Origin of the sequence: Pseudomonas sp. 58 R 3, assembly GCF_900006605.1 — a bacterium.
GTDB classification, from domain to species: domain Bacteria; phylum Pseudomonadota; class Gammaproteobacteria; order Pseudomonadales; family Pseudomonadaceae; genus Aquipseudomonas; species Aquipseudomonas salomonii.
The window spans coordinates 255,403-261,433 of the sequence record NZ_CVTT01000085.1; the positions used below are offsets into that span (position 1 = coordinate 255,403).

The 6,031-nt window shown below is 56.6% G+C and carries 3 protein-coding genes and 2 pseudogenes; 1 reads left to right on the forward strand and 4 read right to left on the reverse strand.

Annotation, left to right across the window (positions count from 1 at the left end; genetic code table 11):
- Window positions 1–553: pseudogene (locus BFP92_RS30880) on the reverse strand (RHS repeat domain-containing protein); the annotation flags it as partial.
- A 63-nt stretch (window positions 554–616) separates the two neighbouring features.
- Here BFP92_RS30880 and BFP92_RS31610 point away from each other — a divergent pair.
- A pseudogene (locus BFP92_RS31610) lies at window positions 617–688 on the forward strand (HU family DNA-binding protein); the annotation flags it as partial.
- A 48-nt stretch (window positions 689–736) separates the two neighbouring features.
- Here BFP92_RS31610 and BFP92_RS28810 read toward each other — a convergent pair.
- The 3 genes from BFP92_RS28810 to BFP92_RS28820 all read right to left on the reverse strand — a co-directional run.
- Window positions 737–1,093 (reverse strand): DUF7716 domain-containing protein, encoded by a 357-nt coding sequence (locus BFP92_RS28810; protein WP_065932085.1) that lies wholly within the window; start codon window positions 1,091–1,093, stop codon window positions 737–739.
- A 167-nt stretch (window positions 1,094–1,260) separates the two neighbouring features.
- Window positions 1,261–1,830 carry an imm11 family protein gene (locus BFP92_RS28815; protein ID WP_065932086.1) on the reverse strand — a complete coding sequence of 190 codons (570 nt, stop codon included), beginning with the start codon at window positions 1,828–1,830 and terminating at the stop codon, window positions 1,261–1,263.
- Window position 1,831: 1 nt separating this feature from the next.
- On the reverse strand, window positions 1,832–6,031 hold a 4,200-nt coding region (locus BFP92_RS28820; protein ID WP_139114130.1), incomplete at its 5' end, for an RHS repeat-associated core domain-containing protein.

The following is a 6,031-nucleotide window of genomic DNA, read 5'->3' on the forward strand; positions in this document are numbered from 1 at the left end:
CCGCTTGCGGGCCGTCCAGCAGGTTGGCGGCGGCGTCGTAGGCAAAGGTTTCGCGCTGCCCGTGCAGGCTGTCCTGGCTGGCGATGATGCGGCCGGTGGCGTCGTAGTGCAGCAGTTGGCGATGTTGCGCGGTGGGTTGTTGGTCGAGTTTGCCGATCAGGTTGTCGGCGGGGTCGTATTCGAACTGCTTTTGCGCTGCTGCCGGCATCAGCGTGGGCTGGCTATTCAGGCGCCGTTGACGTGAGCGCAGGCGGCCGCTGCGGTCGTATTCGCTGCGGGTGCTGAGCTGGCCTTGGGTGCGCAGCACTTCGCGGTGCAGGCGGTCGCGTTCGAAATCGCTGATGACCTGGCCGTCGAGGTTGATCTGGTGCAGATGGCCGCTGCCGTAGTACAGGCGGTTGAGCCAGCGGCCGTCCGGCAGCTGGGTCTGGATCAGGTTGCCGAGTTCGTCGTAGTGGTGTTGCAGGTTGCCGTCGGCACTTTGTTCGGCCAGCAGTTGGCCGACAGCGTCATAGGCGAAACCCAGAGCCTGGGCGTTGCCTTGCAGATCAGAGCGGAAAAGGGGACGCTTTTATTTAGGCGCAAGATGGTAAATAAAATCCGTCCCATTTTTCTGGTGAAAATCAAGGCGAGCAACACCGTTGCATTCAAGCCGGGCAAGTCGCTCAAAGACAGCGTCAATCCTTAATAACAGGACCGTCTGACTGGCTTGGGTCCCAATTTTATTGGGTAGTAATCAGGCTTCCATGAAGTCATCGAATTCTCGGTAGTGGTTGATTGCTCGGATCAAAATATCTTCGTCTGGCGCCTTAACTTTCTTTTGAATAATTTCGAATATGGCTAGTAGAGTTTGCACATCCAGCCAGGTTTCAACGTTTTCCTTAGCCAAGGATTTGGGGATAAGTTCGCCGGCAGAATTCTCGACTGTTTTATCGTCTTCCTCGAGATCGTCAATTTCATCCTCTGAAATGAGGTAGAAAATTGCGCTCTCTGGGTGCGCTTCCCATTTCTCCAGGTTGGTATAGACCCAATCGTTATCGGTATGGGAGTTGATAGTGCTGAATAGGTTGGTGATTTCTTGCATCTTTTTCATCAGAAACTCCTTATTTTCTGCAGGATGACCCGCCACCCCAGGTTTTCCTGCCGCCTACTCGTTTTCCGTTACGGCCTTTCGCATAGATAAGGGGACAGACTTTTAATCTTGCTGACCTATATGACTTGCATTAACTTTTAATGTGTGGAAGCTTCTATTATATAAGCTCACACTTGAATGCCTTTAGAGCAATCTACAAATTGCATGCCCTTAAGTTGGGCAGCTTCGCACTGCTCCTTGAACTGCTGGGAAACGAAGATGCGTTGAGAGCTTTCCTTCGCCCTGACGATATGATGATTGCCTAAAGCATCAGGCGGTAGACTTTGAAGTGATGTAAATCTAAGAGGACCATCAGGCATAAAACTAAACATGGGGCCATACTCAGAGTTATCCAAGTCAATACAAGGTAACGTCTGGATTACATTAAATACATAATAGCCATGCAGTTTTTCTTCTTTGAGGTAAACGTCAGCAGGGAAGAGCTGAACGTCTTCTGGAAACGTGCACAGTATGTTGGCCATTGCGGTGCTTACAAACTCGAGTGTGTCACTTTGAAGAAGATCGTAAGACAGTACGCGAGGCTTACTGACCTTTTTTTTGTTTCTAAAGGTCGGTGTGGTAGTAATCGATGAATGTTTTTCTCCACTTATAAACAATAGGTGATCTGGGGAGGCTTTCTGGTCGTATTTAAACCAGTAAATTTCCGAGTAACTTTCACTGACGTCCAATAGGTACATGTTATTTCCCGCAGCGACCTGCTTGAGTTGAATTTTTATTCAGTCTGGTACGCCCGCTGCGTAACCCTGACCGTTGAGAACTGACAACTTGCTTCACAGCCTGCACGTACTGGGCTTTTTTCCATTTTCCAGCCTTGCCTGCAATGGATATTTCATTGAGTTGTACCCGAACAGCTTTGTTGTAACCCGGATGGGAGCCTTTGTGAATAGTACGGTATTCATGTTTGCCCTCTTCAGAAGGCAAGTAAATGATGTTGGATGTTTTGTGTATGTCGAATCCAGCTTTTTTCAGCGCAGGATGATCAGCCAGCGATTGAGGAATAATGTGGTGCTTCTGGAACCCATCGATTCCAGGCATGTTTTTGTAGTTCCAGTTAAATAGGCCCCATGGGTCGACCCACGTAATTGGGTTTGGTGCGTATTGGTAAAGATTGGTACCACCAAGCAAGCTGATCGGATCCGGCGTCGTAAACCGCCCCACATCCGGATCATAAAACCTGAACGTATTGAAATGCAGCCCCGTCTCGCGGTCTAGGTACTGCCCCTGAAACCTGAGGTTCTGCTCCTCAATGAAATAAGGCTCGCGCACCTCTTCCAGCGTGTTGCCCCACACCCGATAAGTCGCCTGCCAGAGCGTGTGCCCATCAGCCTCGGTCAACTGCTCCGGCAACCCGTTCAGGTCGTTATGGTAGTAACGAATTTTTTGCAGCGGCCCGGCACCGTCCACGCGAGCCAGAGGTTGATAGCCTTCATCCTCATAAACGTACAGGCTTGTCTGGCTGTGTTTATGCTCCTGCAACAAGCGCAGGCCATCCCAGATGAACTGCGTTTGCCCCAGCGGATAACCATCACCGCCATGCTCGGTTTTCCCAACCCTGCGCCCCAGCGGGTCGTAAGCCATCCTGACCACGCTACCATCGTCATTACGCACCTCAACCAGCCGACTTTCCGCGTCATACGCAAACCGCTGCACACCACGCTTGGCACTGCGCTTCTCGACCATCCGCCCAAACGCATCATAGCGATAACGCTTGTCCTGATACGTCAGCAGCTTGTTATGCACCACCAATCCAGCACCCGCTTGCGGGCCGTCCAGCAGGTTGGCGGCGGCGTCGTAGGCAAAGGTTTCGCGCTGCCCGTGCAGGCTGTCCTGGCTGGCGATGATGCGGCCAGTGGCGTCGTAATGCAGCAGTTGGCGATGTTGCGCGGCAGGTTGCTGGTCGAGTTTGCCGATCAGGTTGTCGGCGGGATCGTATTCGAACTGCTTTTGCGCCGCTGCGGGCATCAGCGTTGGCTGACTGGCGAGGCGGCGTTGGCGCGAGCGCAGGCGGCCGCTGCGGTCGTATTCGCTGCGGGTGCTGAGCTGGCCTTGGGTGCGCAGTACTTCGCGGTGCAGGCGGTCGCGTTCGAAATCGCTGATCACCTGGCCGTCGAAGTTGATCTGGTGCAGGTGGCCGCTGCCGTAGTACAGGCGGTTGAGCCAGCGGCCGTCCGGCAGCTGGGTCTGGATCAGGTTGCCGAGTTCGTCGTAGTGATGTTGCAGGTTGCCAGCAGCACTTTGTTCGGCCAGCAGTTGGCCGACAGCGTCGTAGGCGAAACCCAAGGCTTGGGAATTGCCTTGTAGATCAGTGAAGGTCACAGCCGTGAGCTGATCCACTGCATCGTAGCTGTAGTCGGTGCGGCCATCGTCGGTGGTTTTGGCGACCAGTCGCCCGACCGCATCACGCTCCAGTCGGTGAACGATGGGCGCGGGGGGCGTCTCGGGCACTATCGCCAGTCCATTGCCATAAGGTGCAGGATGAGCAGTTACTGCGGTGATGTTGTCGAGCAAGTCGTAGTCGTAGCGCTTGGCGCTGCCGTCGAGGTCTTGCTGCTCGGTCAGCCGATCCCCGGCGTCCCACGCAAACCGATAGCTCTCACCATTCTCGTTGACCAACGCTTGCAACCGCCCATAGCTGTCATACCCAAACTGCACCTGCCTCCCATGGGCGTCGGTGCGCTGGCGTACCTGGCCGCGCCGGTTGTGTTGGTAGAGCGTGGTGTGCCCGGCGGGGTCGGTGTAGCCCACCAACTGTCCACTGGCGTCGCGTTGATATTGTTCAGTGCGACCGTCTGGAAGTTGGCTGCTGAGCAAACGCCCCTGGGCGTCATAGCTGAACTGCGTGCGTTCACCGAGCGCATCGGTGATGACCTGCAAATAACCGCGCTCGTCGTAGCTGAAGCGCGTCGGGTAGCCGGAGCAGTCGATATGTTCAACCAACTGCCCGAACGGGTTCCAGCGCAGTTGTTTGCTTTTGCCAGTGGCATCGATGATTTCCACTGGCTGGCCGTGCGCGTCATAGCGGTAACGGGTGATATAGCCCAGTGGATCGGTCTCGGCGATGCAGTTACCGCGTGGGTCATAACGATACTGCCAGCTGTTGTCGGCAGCGTCGGTTTCCACCAGCGGCAATGCCCAATGTTCCAGCCACAAGGTCGAATCACTGCGGCCCAGCGGGTCGGTTTCGCCAATTACGTTACCGCTCTCATCGTAGCTGTACTCATAGCGCCCACCCAGCGGATCAGTCGCGCTGAGCAACTGACGTTCGTCATTCCACTCAAACAGCCAGGTCTGGCCAAGGTTATCGCTGTATTGAATGATCTGATGTTGAGTGTTCCAGTACCGCGTACTCACGCGCTGCAAACCATCGGTGATCCGCGTGAGTCCGGCCTGCAGGTCATAGTCGAACTGGTAAGCATCGCCCTCATCGGTCCAATGCCGAACCACGCGCCATTCCAGGCCTTCAACCAGTGCCCACTCATAGAAACAGCGCAATCCGGTGGGCAATTGATGCTCCACCATTCGGCGCCCGGCATCGTAGGCAAAGCGCCGCTGCACTTGATCGGTTGCATCACGCACTTGCGCCAGATTGCCCGCTGCGTCGTAGCCGTAGCTCACCAGCACTTCGCGACGTTGATCCGGGTACAGGCGTTCGATGCGGCTCAGATAGCCCTGATCGCGGATCAGCTCAACCTGAACCAGATCGAACGTATCGCGCAGGCGCACCAAGTGCCCGGTTTCGTCATAGTCGAGGTAGATGCGGTTGTCGTTACGATCACCCAATTGGCTCAGACGCAGTTGCGACGGGTTCGCTGGCGCAGCTTCGAACAAGCGGTACATGCCGTCGTCGCTTTCGATCAGCAACTGCCCATTGAGGTGTCGCCGCACCGCAAGCCCTTCACCGGCGCTGAACACTGCGCCGCCCAAGGGAATGGCGCCCATGTCGATGGGCCGACCCTGCTCATCGGTATACACCAGCGTTTCGCCGCCCTCGGGATGGGGCTGAATGTCGACGCACACCTCGTACGGCACACTCCAGCCGACGCCAAACAGGCTGCCCGGGCGCTCATCGCGACTGTTGTAGAAGCGCTGCCAGTCAATCGGCAGGATGCCCGGCAGTACGAAATCCAGCTCCTCGACATCACCCAATACCTTCGCGCCCGTCGCAGCATGCACCGGGTTCGACGAACCCATCGCGGCGTTGGCCGCGGCCCCCATCGCGCTGCTGATGGCCATCGAAGTGGCGCCGCTGACCAACATGCACGGCAACTTGCTGAAGAACTTGCCCTTGCCCCCTTTGAGCATCAACAGCGCTGTAACCGCCAGCCCGACGCCGGGCGTCTTGCCGCTGCGAATTTCACGCACCACTACCGAACCGCCGCCGATGGTCACGTTGGAGGAAATCAGCCCGGACGACACCACCGTCGCATCGCAGGTACTGCGATCACCACTGCGCACGGCGGGTTGGCCGTTGATGGTGACCTTATCCGAGCCTTCGGCCAGAAACTGCGGCGGCATCGGCGGGTGCTTCATGCACACCACCAGGTCCAGCGGCTTGGGCACGGCGCCCGGCGCAGGCGTTGCAACGGTAGGGCGCCACATCTGCGAGAAGAAACCCTCGGCCATGTCCAGGTAACTGGGTTCCGGCTCGGGTTTGGTTTCTTCCAGCTCGGTACCGGCCGGCGTGACATGGGAGCTGATCGCCCCGGCGGCACGGGCGGCAGGTATGTTATTGGTCAGGGTATTGGTGGAACCGGTGAGAATGTTCGCCTGCACCGTGGGCGGAAACAGGGCGTTACTGAAGGCATCGCATAGCTTGGTCAGCCCTTTGTCCGCGCCACTTTTGCTCATGGCCAGGCCAACAATCGTGCCCACCACCGC

Bases quoted from the DNA above. Each gene is read 5' to 3' on its own strand.
- BFP92_RS28815 (WP_065932086.1), bottom strand. From the start codon at position 1,830: ATGTACCTATTGGACGTCAGTGAAAGTTACTCGGAAATTTACTGGTTT.
- BFP92_RS28810 (WP_065932085.1), bottom strand. From the start codon at position 1,093: ATGAAAAAGATGCAAGAAATCACCAACCTATTCAGCACTATCAACTCC.